16 protein-coding genes are annotated in these 18,977 nt (G+C 43.8%); 11 read left to right on the forward strand and 5 right to left on the reverse strand.

The features are described from left to right. Positions 1–36 precede the first annotated feature (36 nt). Positions 37–1,263 carry a glutamyl-tRNA reductase gene (gene hemA, locus AAGR14_RS19235; RefSeq protein ID WP_342645866.1) on the reverse strand — a complete coding sequence of 409 codons (1,227 nt, stop codon included), beginning with the start codon at positions 1,261–1,263 and terminating at the stop codon, positions 37–39. A 263-nt stretch (positions 1,264–1,526) separates the two neighbouring features. Between hemA and AAGR14_RS19240 the strand changes: the two genes are divergently transcribed. From AAGR14_RS19240 to AAGR14_RS19250, 3 genes are all read left to right on the forward strand, one after another. Beyond that, on the forward strand, positions 1,527–1,913 hold the full coding sequence (locus tag AAGR14_RS19240; protein WP_342645867.1) for a MauE/DoxX family redox-associated membrane protein: 387 nt from the start codon (positions 1,527–1,529) through the stop codon (positions 1,911–1,913). Positions 1,914–1,922: 9 nt separating this feature from the next. Beyond that, positions 1,923–2,753 carry an alpha/beta fold hydrolase gene (locus tag AAGR14_RS19245; protein ID WP_342645868.1) on the forward strand — a complete coding sequence of 277 codons (831 nt, stop codon included), beginning with the start codon at positions 1,923–1,925 and terminating at the stop codon, positions 2,751–2,753. A 103-nt stretch (positions 2,754–2,856) separates the two neighbouring features. Next, positions 2,857–3,858 (forward strand): MBL fold metallo-hydrolase, encoded by a 1,002-nt coding sequence (locus AAGR14_RS19250; RefSeq protein WP_342645869.1) that lies wholly within the window; start codon positions 2,857–2,859, stop codon positions 3,856–3,858. A gap of 73 nt (positions 3,859–3,931) precedes the next feature. Here AAGR14_RS19250 and AAGR14_RS19255 read toward each other — a convergent pair whose 3' ends face one another. Next, a complete protein-coding gene (locus AAGR14_RS19255; protein WP_342645870.1) occupies positions 3,932–5,671 on the reverse strand; it encodes a thiamine pyrophosphate-dependent enzyme in 1,740 nt (579 codons plus the stop codon). Between the two features lie 86 nt (positions 5,672–5,757). Here AAGR14_RS19255 and AAGR14_RS19260 point away from each other — a divergent pair, with 86 nt between their 5' ends. The 3 genes from AAGR14_RS19260 (at position 5,758) to AAGR14_RS19270 (ending at position 7,509) form a co-directional block, all read left to right on the forward strand. Further along, a complete protein-coding gene (locus AAGR14_RS19260; protein WP_342645871.1) occupies positions 5,758–6,171 on the forward strand; it encodes an energy transducer TonB in 414 nt (137 codons plus the stop codon). Positions 6,172–6,397: 226 nt separating this feature from the next. Beyond that, positions 6,398–6,826, forward strand: coding sequence for an energy transducer TonB (locus AAGR14_RS19265; RefSeq protein ID WP_342645872.1), 429 nt, complete (start codon positions 6,398–6,400; stop codon positions 6,824–6,826). Positions 6,827–6,855: 29 nt separating this feature from the next. Further along, complete coding sequence (locus AAGR14_RS19270; protein WP_342645873.1) at positions 6,856–7,509, forward strand: energy transducer TonB; 654 nt, start codon at positions 6,856–6,858, stop codon at positions 7,507–7,509. A gap of 245 nt (positions 7,510–7,754) precedes the next feature. On the opposite strand, the gene ispG is transcribed toward AAGR14_RS19270, so the two are convergent. From ispG to AAGR14_RS19285, 3 genes are all read right to left on the reverse strand, one after another. Then, positions 7,755–9,860 (reverse strand): (E)-4-hydroxy-3-methylbut-2-enyl-diphosphate synthase, encoded by a 2,106-nt coding sequence (gene ispG, locus AAGR14_RS19275; protein ID WP_342648708.1) that lies wholly within the window; start codon positions 9,858–9,860, stop codon positions 7,755–7,757. Positions 9,861–9,941: 81 nt separating this feature from the next. Further along, entirely contained in the window at positions 9,942–10,583 is a 642-nt protein-coding gene (locus AAGR14_RS19280) for an RDD family protein (protein ID WP_342645874.1), read from the reverse strand. A gap of 63 nt (positions 10,584–10,646) precedes the next feature. Beyond that, positions 10,647–11,273, reverse strand: a complete 627-nt coding sequence (locus tag AAGR14_RS19285) for a DUF4159 domain-containing protein (RefSeq protein WP_342645875.1) — start codon at positions 11,271–11,273, stop codon at positions 10,647–10,649. Between the two features lie 181 nt (positions 11,274–11,454). Between AAGR14_RS19285 and AAGR14_RS19290 the strand changes: the two genes are divergently transcribed. From AAGR14_RS19290 to AAGR14_RS19310, 5 genes are all read left to right on the forward strand, one after another. Next, positions 11,455–12,447, forward strand: coding sequence for a MoxR family ATPase (locus tag AAGR14_RS19290; RefSeq protein WP_342645876.1), 993 nt, complete (start codon positions 11,455–11,457; stop codon positions 12,445–12,447). A 90-nt stretch (positions 12,448–12,537) separates the two neighbouring features. Next, a complete protein-coding gene (locus AAGR14_RS19295; protein WP_342645877.1) occupies positions 12,538–13,410 on the forward strand; it encodes a DUF58 domain-containing protein in 873 nt (290 codons plus the stop codon). Between the two features lie 74 nt (positions 13,411–13,484). Next, complete coding sequence (locus AAGR14_RS19300) at positions 13,485–15,029, forward strand: BatA domain-containing protein (RefSeq protein WP_342645878.1); 1,545 nt, start codon at positions 13,485–13,487, stop codon at positions 15,027–15,029. Continuing rightward, positions 15,029–17,146, forward strand: coding sequence for a DUF4175 family protein (locus AAGR14_RS19305; protein ID WP_342645879.1), 2,118 nt, complete (start codon positions 15,029–15,031; stop codon positions 17,144–17,146). The genes AAGR14_RS19300 and AAGR14_RS19305 overlap by 1 nt, the downstream gene beginning before the upstream one ends. A gap of 8 nt (positions 17,147–17,154) precedes the next feature. After that, entirely contained in the window at positions 17,155–18,939 is a 1,785-nt protein-coding gene (locus AAGR14_RS19310; RefSeq protein ID WP_342645880.1) for a hypothetical protein, read from the forward strand. Positions 18,940–18,977: the final 38 nt, after the last annotated feature.

Consider the following 18,977-nt stretch of genomic DNA (forward strand, 5'->3'; position numbering starts at 1 on the left):
ATCAGGCTGGCGGTTTATTTTAAATACTATCCTAAATTAGTTATTGTTAATCAAAATTTCTTTAGCCATTACCATGGGCACTTTGATGTACTTTTTCTCCATATAGTTAATGACTTTTTCGAGTAGCTGACGCGACTGTGCGTCCATCGCCTGCACTTCATCGGCAAATACGGTATTTAACGCACGGTCTTTAATTTGCTTAATGGTTTCTGGCACCTGGCGCATAGCTACTTCAATGCGGCGCTGCTTAAGCATCGGTAAAAACTCATCTATGTTTTGGTTGATGATTTTTTCGGCATGCACCAGTTCCTGGTAACGCTCGTTCAGGTTTTTCTTAGCTACTTCGTTTAACGAGTTTACTTCGATATAATTAACCTGATATTGCTCTAAAACTTCGGCAGCGGTATCGTTAGGTACAGCTAAATCTACCACAGTTTTTCTGTCGGTTTCGCCGTTAAGTAATGATTTGTATACTTCGGCCGTAATTAAAGGCTGCGTAGCCGATGTACAAGTGATGATTACATCAAAGCCTTTGTTATACGTTTTTAAAGCCTCCAGATCATAAGCTTCGCCGCTTAAATCGGCAGCCAGCTTTTGTGCATTGGCCAGTGTACGGTTAAACACCGCAAAGTTTGAATATTTATGCTTTTGCAGATACTTGGAAATATTACGATTGGTTTCGCCTGCGCCTACCAGCAACACGCGTGCATTTAAGCACTGCTTTAATTCTTTTAGCTTACGGTAAGCTAACGATACTACCGAGATTGGGTTGCGCGAGATATTGGTGTGTGTATAAACCTCTTTTGCTGTTTTAACTACACAGCCCATTACCATACGTAAAAAATCTCCGGTTAGGCCGGCAACACGGCAATGCTCGTAAGCCTTACGTAATTGAGCTAAAATTTCTTTTTCGCCAACTACCAAACTTTCTAATGAGCACGAGGTGCGCAGTAAATGATTTAACGCTTCCTGGTTTTCATATATCGATGCAGCATCAATAAAGGTGTTCATGTAGTAAGGGCAAAGGCCAATGCTCAAGGCTTGTAAAAACTGCTGGGCAAAGTCTCTGTCTACAGGCTGGGCAGTAGCCATTACAAACTCTACCCTATTACAGGTAGATAAGTAGAACATTTCCGGAATGTCGAATTGTTTTTGTACCTGCTGAAGTTTTTCAGTCAGATTCTCCTGGCAAAGCACCAACTTTCCCAATTCCTTCAATTCAATCTGCTTATGCGTAAAAGCTATAACCTTTAAGTGCTTCAAAGCTTTGTTATTTGTACTAAAAATTCAACTCACAAAAGTACTATCTTATCACATTGGGCTATGTCAAACCTTTGTCAAACACCTCAATTTAGAAAGAGTATAAATAGCCGCTTAAAACACTATGCGTTGCTGTATGTTTTGGTCAGGTGAACATATTGATTTAATTAAACGCGTGCAAGCTATATTATAATTACCGTTTATTTTATCTCCTGTTTATAAGAGAATACGCAAAGCAAGCCGTAACAGTTGCCTACCTTGATATCATGCTAAAAAAAATCAGCCTCATTGTTTTGATTGTATTTTACATTATTGCCGGCGTTAATCATTTCGTACACCCGGACGGTTACTTAAAAATTATCCCCGACTACCTGCCCGCCCCTCATTTATTAAACTACCTTGCCGGTGCCTGCGAAATAATTTTTGGGGCATTGCTTATTTTTCCGTTAACTCGTAATTGGGGCATTGCATTATTAATTTTAATGCTGGCTGCATTTATGCCGGTGCATATTACCATGCTGCAACAAGCCCCGATGCATTTGGGGCCATGGCACATTACACCTGCCATTGCTTGGATCAGAATTTTATTGCAACCCTTACTAATGCTTTGGCTGGCCTGGCACTGGCAAACAAAACAGACAGGCAACGTTTAATACATTCATATGATTATTAATCAAACTTATACCCTACCGGGTGCCAAAGGCCGTATTATGCTGATGGATCTTACTTACAATGAAGTACATCCGAACGCGCCATTAATCATTTTTGTGCATGGGTTTAAGGGGTTTAAAGACTGGGGGTCGCACCATTTAATAGCCCGGCATTTCGCCCTTAATGGCTACCGATTTCTGAAATTCAACTTTTCGCACAACGGCACCACACCCGAGCAACCTGATGACCTGACAGATTTGATCGCATTTAGCGAAAACACCTTCAGCATAGAACTTGAGGACCTGCAATACGTGATTGACTTTGCCTGCAGCGGCTCGGTGATACCGGCGGCCGCTAAAGTAATTCTGATTGCCCATAGCATGGGCGGCGGCATCAGCATTATTAAAGCCGCCGAAGAAAAACGGGTAAGCCATTTGATTACCATGGCTTCGGTAGCTACGTTTCGTAACCTGTGGCCTAAAGAAATTGAACCGCAGTGGCGGTTGAGCGGAGTACTGCACTTTCCTAACAAACGTACTGGACAAGACATGCCCGTTAAAGCTACGCTACTCGATGATCTGGATCGTCATCAGGGCCGGTTGAACATTTTGGCCAAAGCGGCGGATGTTACACAGCCTTGGCTTATTGTACATGGCACTGCAGATACGGTAGTAACGGTGAGCCATGCACACGATTTGAAAGCTATGCAGCCCAATGCTCGGCTTTTGCAAATTCCGAATGCCGACCACGTTTTTGGATCTTCGCACCCTTACCTACAACAGCAGTTACCGCCGGCACTGCAAGACCTTTGCAAACAAGCCTTAGCATTTTTAAAACTTTAAAACAGGCGCTTGACGCTGCTTATCATAAGCCGATTGTAAACTTATTGCAGCAAAAAAAGCAAAGCAGGCTTTGAAATGTATATTACCACAATATTTGTAAAGCATGCAACTTAAAGGCTCAAATAAAATCGGCAAGAAATACCAAAACCCTATCCCTACCGACGAAGCTGGTTTTAATAAAATGTTACCCATTTTATGGGAATACATCACCAACAAAACAGAAAATACGCCCCGAAAAAAACTTGGGCCATTTAAAACCGACAAGGCCATATTTGAAACGCCGCCGCAAAGCGGACTACGTATTACCTGGATGGGGCACTCGGGTTTACTGATTGAGATTGATGGCAAGCGTATATTAACCGACCCGGTTTGGAGCCAGCGTGCATCATTTTTACAGTGGATGGGGCCCAAGCGCTTTTTTGAAGCGCCAATACCGCTGGCCGATTTACCTAAGCTGGATGCCGTAATTATTTCGCACGACCACTACGACCATTTTGACGAAGGCACTATTCGCGAACTGGCTAAATTTGACGTGCCTTTTTACACTTCGCTGGGCGTAGGCCGTTACTTAAAACAATGGGGGGTGGCCAGCCATTTGGTTAATGAAATGGATTGGGGAGATAAAATTAGCCTCGGCGATGATTGCACCATTACTACCACGCCCGCCCGGCATTTTTCGGGCAGGGGTATTACACACCGTAATGAAACTTTATGGTCTGCTTTTGTAATTAAAGGGCACACCCATAATATATTTTTTGGAGCCGATTCTGGCTGGTTTAATGGCTTTAGCGATATTGGCGAGGCTTATGGCCCGTTTGATTTAACCCTGCTCGAAGTTGGCGCTTATGGTAAGCACTGGCCCGATATACACATGGGGCCGCTCAGCGCTGTAAATGCACACATCGCGCTTAAAGGCAAACAAATGATGCCTATACACTGGGGAACGTTTAATCTGGCATTACATGCCTGGTACGAGCCGGTTGAAATATTGCTCGAACTGGCAGCTAAAGAAAATCTCACCCTTTTTATCCCCGAACCCGGTAAACCCACCGAAGTTAACGGCAGTAATTTCAACTCCAACTGGTGGAAAGCTTTTATGAGTTAAACCAATGAAGTTATAAACAAAACGGCCCCTTGACTTTTCGTGCAAGGGGCCGTTTTGTTATTTGACATATTTTCTACAACACGTCTTTGATATGCTTATAATTAGATTTAATGGTATCCCACACCTCACCCATTTCGCCATTGAGCATTAGTTTAGACATAGACAGGGCCATACCTTTTACCTGGCCAAACTCAATCTTAGGCGGCATAGCCAGTGCGTTAGGATCGGTCATTACATCCAGCAATACTGGTCCGTCGTGAAGCAATGCTTCTTTAAGAGTTTGCTCCACTTTGTTTGGGTCGGTTACTTTGATGCCCTTAATGCCCATAGCCTGGGCTACCAGCGCAAAATCTGGGTTATGCATATCGGTTTGCCAGTCGGGCAGGCCGGCTACTTCCATCTCCAGTTTCACCATACCTAATGAGCGGTTGTTGAATACCACAATCTTAACAGGCAGTTTGTACTGGGCAATAGTAGCCAAATCACCTAACAACATGGATAAACCGCCATCACCGCACAAAGCAATCACTTGCCTGTCGGGACAAGCCAGTGCGGCACCAATAGCTTGCGGCATAGCATTGGCCATAGAGCCATGATTAAAAGAACCTAACATACTGCGCTGTCCTGTCCCTCTAATGTATCGTGCGCCCCAAACGCAGCTCATGCCAGTATCTACCGTAAAAATAGCGTTGTGATTAGCCAATTGGTCAATCGCGTTAGCCACAAACTCAGGGTGAATGTTATTTTCAGTACCCCGGTCGTCTACATAAGTTTGCAGGTTATCTTTAACCTTACTGTAGAACTCAAGTTGTGATTTTAAAAAGTCATCACCAGTTTTTTGTGGAATGAGCGGCAACAACGCCTGTAAGGTATCTTCAATTTTACCGCACAAACCCACTTCAACCTTAGCCCTGCGGCCAATGCGCTCTGGCTTTACATCAACCTGTACAATTTTGCATTTGGTAGGCATAAACTGCTCATACGGAAAATCGGTGCCCAATAAAATCAGCAAGTCCGACTCATGCATACTTTGATGGGCCGAAGGCAGGCCTAATAAGCCGGTCATGCCTACCTCGTTAGGGTTATCATGCTGTACAAACATTTTACCCCTGAATGAGTACCCCACCGGCGCATGTAAGCGCTTGGAAAGCTCCACTACCTCATCATGGGCATTAGCACAACCAATGCCGCAAAAAATGGTAATCTTTTCGTGCTCATTAATCAAAGCCGCTAAGTTCTGTAACTCGCGGTCTGACGGCCGTATTACCGGTTCGTTAAAATAATTTTTGGTAGATGATGGTATTTCAACGGCTTCCATTTCGGTAACATCACCAGGCAAACCAATTACCGATACTCCTTTTTTATTAACCGCATATTGTATACCTGCCTGCAGCATACGGGGCAGTTGTGCCGGTGTAGTAGCAATCTGGTTATAGTAACTGCAATCATCAAACAGTTTAATGGTATTGGTTTCCTGAAAATATTCGGTACCAAACTGGTGCGTTGCACAGGTAGAGGCAATGGCAATAACAGGTGCCCCCGAACGGTGGGCATCATACAAACCATTGATCAGATGCACGTGCCCCGGACCACTGCTGCCCGCACAACAGGCAATGCCGTTCAGTTCTGCTTCAGCCGCCGCAGCATACGCGCCGGCTTCTTCGTGCCGCATATGCACCCACTGTATTTTGTTGTCGCTACGCCGTACGGCATCGTTAATATGATTTAAACTATCGCCGGTAACGGCGTATATTCTTTTCACACCAGCGGCCGACAGCATATCTACCACTTGTTCTGCTACATTTTGTGCCATGTGTATATGAGTTATTGTACAAACAATAACCTGATACTATTAAGCGGGTTTTGATTATTAGGGAATAGTGGTAATTTTACTTACATATGAACACTAAACTTATCACGTCGCTGGTGGCATTAGCCTTTATTTTGTTTACTTATTCCGCTAAGGCACAAATCAAACCAGATACTGCAGCAAATGCAGCAGCACCAGAGAAAGAAATTTTTTACAAGGTAGAAAAGATACCGGAATTTCCGGGTGGCATTGAAAAATTCATTCGTTTTTTAGACAAAAATTTAAATAAAAAAAAGGCTAAAACGCCGACTCGCATTAACGTAACTTTTGTTGTTGAGAAAGACGGTTCTTTGAGCAACATAGGCACCGCCCGAACTGATTACGATCCGCAGGCAGCCGAAGAAGCAATAAGAGTAATAAAACTGTCACCTAAATGGAAGCCTGGTGAAGCCCATGGCCAACCCTGCCGGGTAAATATCACTTTCCCTGTTTTATTCGACTAAACTTATTTTGCAACTGCCTGCACCACTTAACCCATAGTCTTCATCGATATGCTATGTAGGTACATTACAGTTGAATAAATCTATTCATCCTGCTTTTTACAACAATGGTTAATTATATTAAAAATACACATCTCCAATTTGGCTGTAAGGAAAACTGGAACAACATTAATCTAATACCGCCAAGCGGGTTTTGATTACTTAATATTAGTAGTAATTTTAATTGTATATGAATACTAAACTTATTACTATAATTGCTACGGCAGCCTTTGCACTCTCCGCTTATTCGGCTGATGCACAAACTACTCCGGCTAAATCACCAAAAGTTGCAGAAGTAACGCTTTCCCAAACAAGGGATGTATATACTTCTTCTGTTGAAGTGCTTCCACATTTTCCGGGCGGAGTTGAAGGATTTACAAACTTTTTAAAGCAGAACATCAACAACAAAAAAGCTGAAGCACCGGGACGTGTCAATATCACTTTTGTAGTTGAGAAAGACGGCTCGTTGAGCGATGTACACGCTATTGGTAGAAATACTGAATCTAAAGCAGCAGAAGAAGCAATCAGAGTAATCAAACTATCGCCTAAATGGGAACCGGGAAAACAAAACGGACAGCCGGTAAGGGTACAATACACTGTTCCAGTAGTATTTAAATAAAGTCTTTGCAGACCTTAAATTAGCTTTTGATGGCAGACGAAATCAAAAATATAAAGCTTAAGTTTAATTGTAACGAAAATTGGGAAGCGATGCCCCTTAGTGATGGTGGTCGATTTTGCAATAAATGCAAAAAAAAGGTTTATGATTTTACAGATAGCCATGCTACGGAATTTGCCCAAATTATGGCCGAAAATAATTACAATATTTGCGACCGGTTCACCCAACAACAATTAGCACCTCGACCTGTACAAATTCCGGCCTGGAAGAAATGGCTTTCGGCAGCTGTTGTATTATTAGGTATTAACCTATTTAACCATAAAGCTGAGGCACAAAAAGCGAAAGACAATAAAACAACCACAGAGAACAACACACAGAACGCTACGTTTGGCGGTGTTACTGACACAGACCCTCAATATCCCAACGGCGGACCCGAAAAATTTAAAGAATTTATAGCACAACACCTCAACAAAACCCAAACTCCGTTCAAAGGGCGAATTACAATTACTTTTGTAGTTGAAAACGATGGATCGTTAACAGACATTCAAGCCATTGGAAGATCACTGGATTCGAGTGCTGCACAAGAAGCAATCAGAGTGTTCAAACTCTCTCCCAAGTGGATACCGGGCAAACGCTACGGCAAGCCGATAAGAGTACAATATTCAGTACCTGTTTTCTTCGATTAGCACATCAACCTATTTTCGGCAAAATCCAAGTAATTCAAGTAATTCAACAATGATTTACCTGTAGTAAAGATGGGAATTAATCCGCCCCATTACAGAAGCAACACCTCAAAATCCAGTCAGGAATCACGTTTAGATTATCTCCTACTGACTTGGCTGCTATGATGGTACACGATAGTCTAAACACGAAAAAACCCGGTAGCAATAAATAATGCTATCGGGTTTTCATCGAAAAATATCACGATTATCTACAAAAGGTCAGCTGCAGGTTCAACCCAGTTACCATCTTCCCGAATAATACCAATCAGTTCATCAAGTGCTTTGGCGGTGTTCACATTCTTTTTAACTACTTCTTTGCCGCGGTAAAGCGTTATTTTACCCGGACCCGCACCTACGTAACCATAATCGGCATCGGCCATTTCGCCAGGGCCATTTACAATACAGCCCATAATGCCAATTTTCAGCCCTTTTAAATGACTGGTACGGCTGCGAATCATTTGCGTAGTTTCCTGCAAATCAAACAATGTACGGCCGCAGCTTGGGCAGGAAATATATTCTGTTTTAGAAATACGCGAACGGGTAGCCTGTAAAATACCGAAGGCCGTTGAGGTAATTACCGAGGCTGGTAATTCAGGCGCATCAATCCATACACCATCGCCAAAACCGTCTACCAGTAAAGCTCCCAAATCGGTAGCGGCATATAACTGCAATTGGGTCACGGCATCGGTAGAGGCCTGCGCCGAAATCAGGATATGGGTATTGTTAATGTCCACCAACGGTAATGCATTAGCTGCCGACGCGTCGGTTTGTATGGTAGATGCTGTTACATTGCTTTCACCGAAACGATAGCGACGTTTGATGATGACCGGTGTATCAATACCAGCTTCTTCCAGTTTGAAGAAAAAGCTGCGCTGTTCGGCCATGCCATGCAGTGTGTTTGTTTCCAACACCCAAACCAGTCCTTTATCATCAGCCAGTTGCTTAAACTGGGCGGCATCAAAATCGGCTAAGCTAACCTTTACCAGATTAAGCGCCGACGAGCGGTCGGTTGCCGATAAGTATTCGGATAACGTAAATACCGGATGGCAATTTTTCTTGTTAGCTAAAGTTTGCCAGGTAGTATAATTATATAACTGCTTTAAATTACCCGGAAAAGTAAATGAGGACAATTGGTCGGCTAGGTACACAAAATCTACCGACTGGTCGGCCATGTTATATTTATCCAGTATAGGCGAATATAAATAACCGGCATCATTTAGTACTGAGGGGTCTTTTAAATTGCGGTTGCTTAAATCAACCACCACCCGCGGCACCATGTGCCCGCCAATAAAGGCGTTGGCCTCAAAAGTAGCACGCTTTTGATATTCGTAAGGATTATGTGCTACCGGTTGTGTGTTGCCGGTTGCAGGTAGGTTATCTTGATTCTTTACTCTTGATTCCTGATTCCGCAAAGCATATCGATTTACTAAAGCAATAGCTACCGGCGCTTCGGCTTCGGGCTCCTCGGTTAAAGAAACGCGAACGGTGTCGCCCAAACCATCCTCAAGCAAAGTACCAATACCTACGGCCGATTTGATACGACCATCCTCGCCGTCGCCGGCCTCGGTTACACCCAGGTGAAGCGGATAATTCATCCCTTCAGCCACCATAGTGTCCACCAGTAAACGGTAAGCCTGTACCATTACCTGTGGGTTACTGCTTTTCATGGAGATGACGAGGTTATAATAATTAAGTGCTTCGCACATCCGGATAAACTCCATAGCCGACTCTACCATTCCCTGCGGAGTATCGCCATAACGGCTCATGATCCGGTCGCTCAAAGAGCCATGGTTGGTACCGATACGCATAGCAGTACCATACTCTTTGCAAATATTTACCAACGGGGTAAATTTTTGAAAGATGCGGTCCAGCTCGCCCTGATATTCCAAGTCGGTATACTCCAACTCGTCAAACTTTTTTTTATCGGCGTAATTGCCGGGGTTAACCCGTACCTTTTCTACAATACGCGCAGCCACTTCGGCAGCGTTAGGCGTAAAGTGTATATCAGCCACCAGCGGCACGGTGTATCCACGCGCACGTAACTGTTTTTTTATTTCGGCCAGGTTTTGCGCTTCTTTGATGCTTGGTGCCGTGATACGCACATACTCACAACCGGCATCAACCATGCGTATGGTTTGTTCAACCGTACCTATGGTATCCATGGTATCGGTAGTGGTCATGCTTTGTATGCGGATGGGATTGCTGCCCCCCATTGGCACATCACCAATGGTTACTTCGCGGGTTACAAAACGAGAATATTGAGTGAGTGAGTTACAGTAACGGCCAGGCAGCCCTTTTACAGCTTCAGCGTTCATCATAGGATATGCGCAATTATCTTAACAATACAAAGTTAAGCATTATTAGCCTTATGCTTGCTTCAATAAAATTTTGAAATATTAAAGTACGTCTTTACGCAGTACGTAAGTTTTAGCCGCCCGGTCATGCACAGCTTGGTTATAATCGCCAAAAAGGGCTAATAAAAATCCCACGAAGCAAAATATAATAGATATCATCTTCACGAAACTGCGCAATAATGCTCTTCCGAAACTCATCTTCAAACCGTCCTGGTCAACCACAATTAGTTTAAACAATACCTGCCCTAAAGTAGCGCTTAACGGGGTAACTAAGCAGATAAGGTTATACAGCCAAACGGTTACAAAAAACACGCCCTGTAAAATTAATACATCTTTAACGTCAGACGGATTGATGGGGTGGCTCAGGCTGATGTTATTAAGTTTTTCGACAGGCAAATAACCTCTTAACAAACTAAACTCCAGGCGTAGTATCATACTGATTACAAAGTAATCAACAATAAAGGCCAGCAACCGGTACCCGAACCCAGCTAAGTTCGACTCGGTAGGGAAGTAATATCCTTCGTAACGAAAATACTCGGCAAAGTCTAAAATATCGCTGGCTTTTGTCCAGTTACTAAATGGTGTACGCACCATATCGTCGGGTTCCAGTCGGCCGTCGGTTAATTCTTCAAAGGTAAAAGGGCCTTTTTCACCGTCATTATCTTTAACAAAAAAACTATCCATGTATGTGTGTTGTGCTAAGCACGGCCTGCAAAAGTAATGTTTTAATTACCGTTTGCCTAACCATTACGAACTCATGGCATATACCACAATATTTACGCCGAACTTAGTGTTATCCTCGGCCAAAAAACGCTTGTTCCTGAAATCATAATCCCACTCACAGCCATAATCTTTGTTACTATACAACACCGCAATACGCCCGTTAATAGTAATGGCCTTTAAATAATCATGCACCAAATCATCACCCCAGCCATTCAACTCAAACGAGGTATTGGGCGGACCTTTTTCAAAGGTGAAGAATGAACGGTAGATTTCGTGATTATTCGGTATTTTTTTCATGGCCTGAGGCCCAAACAAGGCCGACATCTGCGCCTCGAATGATTTGGCAAACAGGCCGTCAATGTCGTGGTTACAGTCATCCACAAATACAAACCCGCCGTTTTGCACGTACTTTTTAAAGTTGGCGCGCTCCTGCGCATCAAACTGCACCAGCTTGTGACCGCTCAGGTAACTAAAAGGCGAGTTAAACACATCAGGACTACTCAGGGCCACTACTTTCTCTTTATTATCAATAGGAATGGTAGTGTACTCTAACAGCGAGTTTAAAATATTAGACGGCATGCGCTGGTCGGTATCCCAATCGCCGGAATGATAGCTAAAGCGGGTAAAAGTAAACTTGGAGGTTAATGCCATCAGTGTTAAAACTTTAAAAGTAGTACAAAATTTTATCCGCTAACGGTTTTTATTTGCCTGGTTTGTAAATTTTTGAATACTTATTTCAGGTTTTTACAAAATCTCACTCCATTTAACCTAAATCAAGATATATTGTGGAGCCGTTTACCACGTACTTACCATTTTGATATCAAATTGCGCTTTGGAAATTACAGAAACACACGTTAAATCATTGCTGGCAAAGCTGCCGCAGTTAAAAATTGAGATACAAAAGGTCATTGTTGGCCAGGAACATATTTTAGATGAATTACTGGTGGCATTTTTAGCCGGCGGCCATTGTTTGCTGGAAGGCGTACCAGGGCTGGCTAAAACCTTATTAGTTAAAACCATGTCGCAGGCACTGCACTTGTCTTTTCGCCGGATACAGTTTACACCCGATTTGATGCCTACCGATATTGTAGGCACCGAAATTTTAGAAGAAGACCACGTAACCGGTAAGCGTTTTTTTAAATTTAACAAAGGCCCTTTGTTTGCCAACATTATTTTGGCCGATGAGATAAACCGTACGCCACCCAAAACGCAGTCGGCATTATTAGAGGCTATGCAAGAATTTGAAGTAACCTACGGCGGACAAACCTACCCGCTTGACCGGCCATTTTTTATTCTGGCTACTCAAAACCCTATTGAGCAGGCAGGCACTTATCCCCTGCCCGAAGCTCAGTTAGACCGCTTTTTACTGCTGGTACGCATAGGCTACCCTACCGCGCAAGAAGAATTTGATATTTTAAACCGCACCACCGGCACGTCAAAGAACACGGTTAACCCGGTAATCAGTGCCGAAGAAATACAGCAGGCGCAGGCCCTGGTGAGGCAGGTAAGCATCAGCGAAGATTTAGTGCGATACGTTAGTGAATTGATACGCGCTACCCGGCCCGATACCTCTAACTTAAGTTATGTAAAAGAATGGGTACGCTGGGGTGCCGGTCCGCGGGCTGGCCAGGCTTTGATATTAACCGCCAAAGCCAGAGCGTTACTCAAAGGCCGGTACGCCGTGTTGATGGAAGATATCCATGCGATGGCCACACCGGTATTGCGCCATCGCGTATTAATGAATTTTAAAGCAGAGGCCGAAGGCATCACCTCAGATAAAGCTACTGCCGAATTAATTAAGCTATTGGAAAGACCGGGAGTTTAAAACTGCAGAGCCAGGGGAGCAGATTATAGAGTACAGAATCAAGAATACAGATTTTAAATTAAGAGCCAAGAAAAATCCACTATAACACCCATGCTTGACCCTAAAGTTTTAATGACGATCAAAAACCTGCCACTGCTGGCTAAAACGGTGATTGATGGTTTTATGAACGGCTTTAACAAAAGCACCGTGAAGGGGCCTGGACTGGAGTTTAGTCAGTATCGCAGCTACCAGCCGGGCGATGATTTGCGTTGGCTCGACTGGCGTATGTATGCCCGTAGCGACCGGTACTATATCCGCGAGTCGGAGGTAGAAACCAGCATATCCGTTAGGTTTTTGATAGATGCCAGTGCCTCCATGAACCACCACGACGGGACGTTGAGCAAAATAGAATACGCCCGTTTTATGGCGGCTTCATTGGCTTACCTGGCCAACCTGCAAGGCGATGCAGCAGGCTTGTACGTATTTAAAGATGGTGGCTTATTTTCGCTGGCCGCACGGCCCGATCCGCAACATTTGCAAAGGCTATACCACCAGTTAGAAAACATTAACCCTGCCGGTACTTTTACCCAACCCATTCATTACAGAGAGTTGTTTGCAGGTGCAGGCCGGAAAGAGTTACTGGTTTTTATCACCGATATGTATCAAACGGATGGCGAAATAAATAAACTGCTTGATTCGTTAGCCGCCCTTAAGCATGAGATCATAGTGTTCCAGTTAATGGGCCAGAACGAGTTGGATTTTAATTTTAATGGTTACTCAGCATTAGAAGATTTAGAAACCGGTGAAGTAATACAGATAGGACCACAAGCCAAACAAAAATACCAGCAAGCATTACATAATCATTTAGAAAGCATCAGGATGCAGTTGTTAGGCAAGCACATCGTACATCGCATAGTCAGCACTGCGCAACCCCTTAATGAAGCTTTGCGAACCTTTTTAATACAAAGAAATAAAGGCATATAATATACTTAAAAGCTGATCATCAGAAATTAACCAGAATATCGAAAGCCGGCCCACAGAAAGCGTTAAATAAAATTATGTTCCAGTTTTTAAATCCTATTTGGCTTATTGGTGCCGCCGCTATAGCAATTCCGGTGCTGATACACTCATGGAACATCCGGCCGGGCAAGGTACTTAAGGTAGGGAGCATTGGGCTGATTGATGCGGCCTCGCGTAAAAGCAGCCGCAGTTTAAAATTACTGGATATCCCTTTGCTCATTTTAAGGTGTTTAGTACTAACCCTATTGGCATTAGTACTGGCCTTACCTGTATGGCAAAAACGGGTACCGGTAGTTAAAGCCAAAGGCTGGATACTAATTCAGAAAGAAAATTTTAAAACCACCTATCAGCAATTTAAGCCAACGGTAGACTCACTAACGCGTGCAGGATATGAATTTCATTATTTTAACGCGGGGTTTGACAAAGGCAATATTGCACAGGTATTAAATCCACCTAAAGATGCTGTTGTGAGTAAGGACAGCATCAAACCAACTAACCAGCAAACCAACTACTGGAACTTAATCCGGCAGTTGGATGATAAAATATCATCAGATATACCGGTGTATTTGTTTACCACAAATCAGGCTAAGTATTTTACAGGCGCCAAACCGGATGCAGCATTGCAACTGCATTGGCAAACTTACACCCCGGCCGATTCAACCAGTACCTGGATCCAAAACGCCTGGTTTACCCCGGACGGCGACATTAGGTTAGTACAAGGGCAAAGCCGTCCTTCGGGCACCTCATACAATTACGCTAACATCAGGCAATCAACCGGCAACAGCATTTATAATATCCAAACCAATAACGGGACAGCGCAAATATCATTGATTGCCGGTAACCAAACCCCAGCTGTAATTGATACCACCGTACAGCATATTGCTATTTACGCAGATAACAACTCATCAGATGCCGGCTATATTAAGGCGGCTTTGCAAGCGGTAAACCAGTTCACACAACGCAAAACTGTAGTTAAAGCTATCAGTAATCCGGCGCAATTACCCGCCAATACCGATTGGCTGTTCTGGCTTTCTGAAAAGACAATCAGCCAAGCTTATCTCAATCATTGCAGCCATGTTTTAGCTTATCAGCCCGGCAAAACAATTACTGTAAACAGCTGGATTAGCAATGCCGGGCCGTATGCCACTGCTGTTGCAGATATTAATAAAGTAAATTTATATAAATTAATCAGTGCACCCGAAGGGATTCGAACCCCGGTCTGGCAGGAGGCCTCCGGCAAACCCGTGCTTGCAATGGAGCAACAAGGTAAAACCAGGCTTTATCATTTTTACAGCCGGTTTAACCCAACTTGGAATAACTTGGTTTGGAATGATAATTTCCCGGCCTGGTTATTACAACTAATGCAAGAACCGACATCCAATACTATCAACAGCAATGAAAAGCGGGTATTAAGCCGCCAGCAATACTTGCCTCGACCAAGCACCGATTCACATATCATTGCCGCCTCAAAAAATATAGAAACTAAAAACTTGTCGAGATATTTTTGGCTGGCATTACTGTTGGCATTTATGGCCGAACGCTGGCTGGCACACCGTAAAACTCAAACTGCTGACAAATTTTAATGGAACAGGAAGCATTATATAAAATAAAGCAACTGCAACAGCGCTATATAGGCTACCAACTTTTAGCGGAGGTTTTGTTTGCAGCGGCCTGCGCCGTTATAGTTGGCAGTATATTGTTTCCGTGGCAGGGAAGTAAAGCATTATGGTGGTCGATAGTGTTGTTTATAATAATTGCTTGCCTTTTAATAATTATAAAACAACCCTGGAAAACTACCTTAAATACTATTTGCCGTTATTTAAATCTTAACTATCCCGAACTGGAAGAAAGCTGTACGCTGATTATTAAACCCGCAACTGATTTAAACTTACTCGAACGGCTGCAATTAAACAAGGTGGAAAAGGCAGTGGCACACCTGCCTGCACAACCGCCAATATTTACCCAACGGCTCAAAAAGTCAGCTTGGTGGCTGGCAGCGGCAGTAGCGTTAAGTTTCATTATTTTTTTTATTGGTCAGCGCTGGCCAGCAGTAGCAAACGGACTTCAAAATCATTCGTCCGAAACTACCGCCAAAAAGCTTCCACCAGAAAAAGTATTACCGCAAATCAGCAGTGTGCTGCTCAAAATAACGCCGCCTGCTTATACCGGTAAACCTGCCCGCAGCCAGGATAAATTTACCATTGAGGCCGAAGAAGGCGCAACGGTTAGCTGGATAATCAGCACCAATATCAAGGTAAAAAGCGTTGTTTTGATTTTTAACGAAGGTGAAAAATTGCCGCTCGAGGGCAACCGGTTAAACGAGTGGAAAGGCTCGCGCACCATTACCAAACCCGGCTTTTATCAGGTAAGTATCAACGGAAAACTTTCAGACTTGTACCAGGTGCAGATTATTAAAGATGCTATACCGGTAATTCACATTAAATCACCCAAGCAGTACACTCACATTGATGCCGGCGAGGCTCCAAAGGTTGTTGTGGATGCCAGCATTACTGATGATTATGGCATCAGCAATGCCCTGATTTTTGCTACCGTAGCCAAAGGCAGCGGCGAGTCGGTTAAATTTAAAGATACTACGTTTAACTTTGGCACCTCTTTTAATCAGCATAACAAACAATACAACCTGCAGCGTATTATCGACCTGCCCAAATTGGGCATGGAGCCGGGCGATGAGCTTTACCTTTACCTGCAGGCACAAGATACACATCAGCAAAAAAGCCGCACGGATGTTTTGATTGTATCTATACAAGATACTGCACAGCTGTTAAGCATGGATGGTATTGTATCGGCCGCCAATATCAAGCCCGAATATTTCAGAAGTCAGCGGCAGATTATTTTGGATACCGAAAAACTGCTAAAAGAAAAAGACAGCATTGTGGTAACCGCGTTTAAAAGCCGCTGCAATGATTTAGGTACCGACCAAAAAATGCTGCGACTGCGTTACGGCAAGTTTTTAGGTGATGAAGATGAGAGCGGTGCCGAAGGCGAAGGCAAAGAGGATGTAGCCAAAGCCGAAAACTTTGGTAATGCCGCCGTAATTATGGACGCCTACACTGATAAACACGACAATGCCGAAGACGCTACTTTTTTAGAGCCTGCCGTAAAAGCCCAGCTTAAAGCCACTCTGAACGAAATGTGGAAAGCAGAACTGCGGCTGCGCCTTTTTAAACCACAGGAGGCTTTGCCTTATGAGTACAAAGCTTTACGCTTATTAAAAGACTTGCAGCAAAAGTCGCGCTCGTTTGTTGCCAAAACCAGCTATAATCCGCCTCCTTTAAAACCCGAAAAACGCCTAAGTGGAGATTTAAGTAAAGTTGGGCTACCTGTTAACCAACAAACACTCAAACCTGCAGCAGACAAATACGAAACATTAAAAAAAGCAATTACCGTATTGCAGCAATCCCGATATACGGCTTTAAACACGGGCGATAAACGCGTTTTACAACTAGCATCACAACAACTTGCGTTGCAGGCTTCCAGCCAGCCCGGCACCTACCTGCGCGCGGTAAGCGCCCTGCGCCGTATCATCAATAACAAAGCAGCGCCATCAATTGCTGACAGGGCTACTATAGAAAAAGCTATTCAGCAGAGTTTACCAGGAAGCAAGGTAACACCATCGGCAAACCTATCAGCTCCGGATATGGGATTGGCTCAACGCTATTACAAAAATTTAAACCGATAATATAAAGTATGAACTGGACACTATCGGTGATCATTATCTGCGTTATACTGGCACTCCTGTTTAGCTGGCAGGAATACCGCCGAACTGACCGGCGCCGTTTACTTTGGCGAATAATGGCCATCTGGACTTCGCTGGCTGCTTTAGCCTGCATTGCGTTACCTATTACCTACCGTGCAACTACGCCAGCCGACGCACAAACAGATGCTGTTTTACTCACCAATGGCTTTAATAAAGACAGCATTCCGGCCATTGCACCGGTGTTTACGGTTGACGAGGAAATAAAGAAAGCTTATCCAAAAGCTGTGTTAATGAGTACCCTGGACGAGCTTAACACACAACGCCTCCCTTTTAAACAAATTAAAATTTTAGGCTATGGCATTGATGAGGCCGATTTACCTCAACTGGATGAACTATCCATCAGTTATCACACTCCACCCTCACCGGCAGGGTTACAAAATATTAACTGGCCATCAAAAATAAATACCGGCGAGCAATTAGCGGTGCAGGGCAAATTTAATAATCAAGATGGGAAGCCGGTAAAACTACAGCTTAAAGGGCTGGGTACATTATCAGACTCTGTAATTATTTTGCCCGCCAAAACCGCTTATTTTCAGTTAAAAACCAAACCGAAGGCAACTGGCAGGCTCGTTTATCAAATAGTAGCCCTGGCCGGACAAGATACGCTGATGAATGAAAGCATCCCTGTAACCATCGAGACAACTAAACCTTTGCGGGTACTGATGCTGAATGCGGCTCCTAACTTTGAGAACCGCTTTTTAAAAAACTGGCTTGGCGAAAACGGCTATGCAGTAGCCTCCAAAGCAACTATCAGTCAAGGCAAAATCAGCGAAGATTATATTAACCTCAATAAATTAAATCTACGGCATCTTTCTGTTTCGTTACTGCACCAGTTTGACTTAGTGATTGGCGACCTATCTGCCTTGAAAACTTTGCCACCCAATGAAAGTGTCGCTTTAAAGCAGCAGGTTACCCAGAAAGGCTTGGGACTTATAGTACGGGCCGACAGTACCGACAAAACCACCTCTTGGCTGCAGCGCGACTTTCCGGTAAATACCGTTACCACCAAAGAGCAACCGATGGTAGCACTGACCTTGCAAGGATCAATCACTGCCACCGGTAAACTAAGCATCGATCCTTCGTATATTAGTTACCGGCCCAATACCCAAAGCTTGGTGACCGACGTTAATCAGCGTGAACTGGCTGCAATGACGCTATCGGGGGCGGGCAAACTGGTGTTTACCACGCTTAATCATACCAATACCTGGCTACTGGCCGGCAACCATGCAGATTATGGCAACTTATGGTCGCTCCTTATCAGCCGCGCTGCTAAAAAACAATTTTCGGCGCAAAGTTGGCGGTTAGCTACCGCACTGCCCGTGGTAGATGAGCCCACCCAGGTTATATGGCAAAGCGGCGTGGCACCACAAGATGTTACGATTAACGGAACCAGTATAGCACCAGAACAGAACCCAAACATTCCGTACGAGTGGACCTTGACCTACTGGCCACAAAATGCCGGCTGGCAGACGGTAAAAATCAACAAAAACACCGCTATTGATTGGTTTGTGCACGAAAAACGCAGTTGGGAAAGCCTCCGGAAGCTTAAAAGAATGACTGCGACACAAAATTTTGTGGCTAACCAACACAAAACACTAACTGTAACAAAACAAATACAGCAATACAGACAAAAAGAGGTATCTAAAATTTATTTTTATTTACTTTTATTGATAGCGTGTACCTTTTTATGGGTAGAACGCAAGTTTGCGAACTAACAAACGATTAACTATACCAAATTAATTACTAAAGGAGG

This window comes from Mucilaginibacter sp. CSA2-8R, assembly GCF_038806765.1.
Classification (GTDB): domain Bacteria; phylum Bacteroidota; class Bacteroidia; order Sphingobacteriales; family Sphingobacteriaceae; genus Mucilaginibacter.

Bases quoted from the DNA above. Each gene is read 5' to 3' on its own strand.
- AAGR14_RS19240 (WP_342645867.1), top strand. From the start codon at position 1,527: ATGCTAAAAAAAATCAGCCTCATTGTTTTGATTGTATTTTACATTATT.
- AAGR14_RS19245 (WP_342645868.1), top strand. From the start codon at position 1,923: ATGATTATTAATCAAACTTATACCCTACCGGGTGCCAAAGGCCGTATT.
- AAGR14_RS19250 (WP_342645869.1), top strand. From the start codon at position 2,857: ATGCAACTTAAAGGCTCAAATAAAATCGGCAAGAAATACCAAAACCCT.
- AAGR14_RS19255 (WP_342645870.1), bottom strand. From the start codon at position 5,671: ATGGCACAAAATGTAGCAGAACAAGTGGTAGATATGCTGTCGGCCGCT.
- AAGR14_RS19260 (WP_342645871.1), top strand. From the start codon at position 5,758: ATGAACACTAAACTTATCACGTCGCTGGTGGCATTAGCCTTTATTTTG.
- AAGR14_RS19265 (WP_342645872.1), top strand. From the start codon at position 6,398: ATGAATACTAAACTTATTACTATAATTGCTACGGCAGCCTTTGCACTC.
- AAGR14_RS19270 (WP_342645873.1), top strand. From the start codon at position 6,856: ATGGCAGACGAAATCAAAAATATAAAGCTTAAGTTTAATTGTAACGAA.
- ispG (WP_342648708.1), bottom strand. From the start codon at position 9,860: ATGAACGCTGAAGCTGTAAAAGGGCTGCCTGGCCGTTACTGTAACTCA.
- AAGR14_RS19280 (WP_342645874.1), bottom strand. From the start codon at position 10,583: ATGGATAGTTTTTTTGTTAAAGATAATGACGGTGAAAAAGGCCCTTTT.
- AAGR14_RS19285 (WP_342645875.1), bottom strand. From the start codon at position 11,273: ATGGCATTAACCTCCAAGTTTACTTTTACCCGCTTTAGCTATCATTCC.
- AAGR14_RS19295 (WP_342645877.1), top strand. From the start codon at position 12,538: ATGCTTGACCCTAAAGTTTTAATGACGATCAAAAACCTGCCACTGCTG.
- AAGR14_RS19300 (WP_342645878.1), top strand. From the start codon at position 13,485: ATGTTCCAGTTTTTAAATCCTATTTGGCTTATTGGTGCCGCCGCTATA.
- AAGR14_RS19305 (WP_342645879.1), top strand. From the start codon at position 15,029: ATGGAACAGGAAGCATTATATAAAATAAAGCAACTGCAACAGCGCTAT.
- AAGR14_RS19310 (WP_342645880.1), top strand. From the start codon at position 17,155: ATGAACTGGACACTATCGGTGATCATTATCTGCGTTATACTGGCACTC.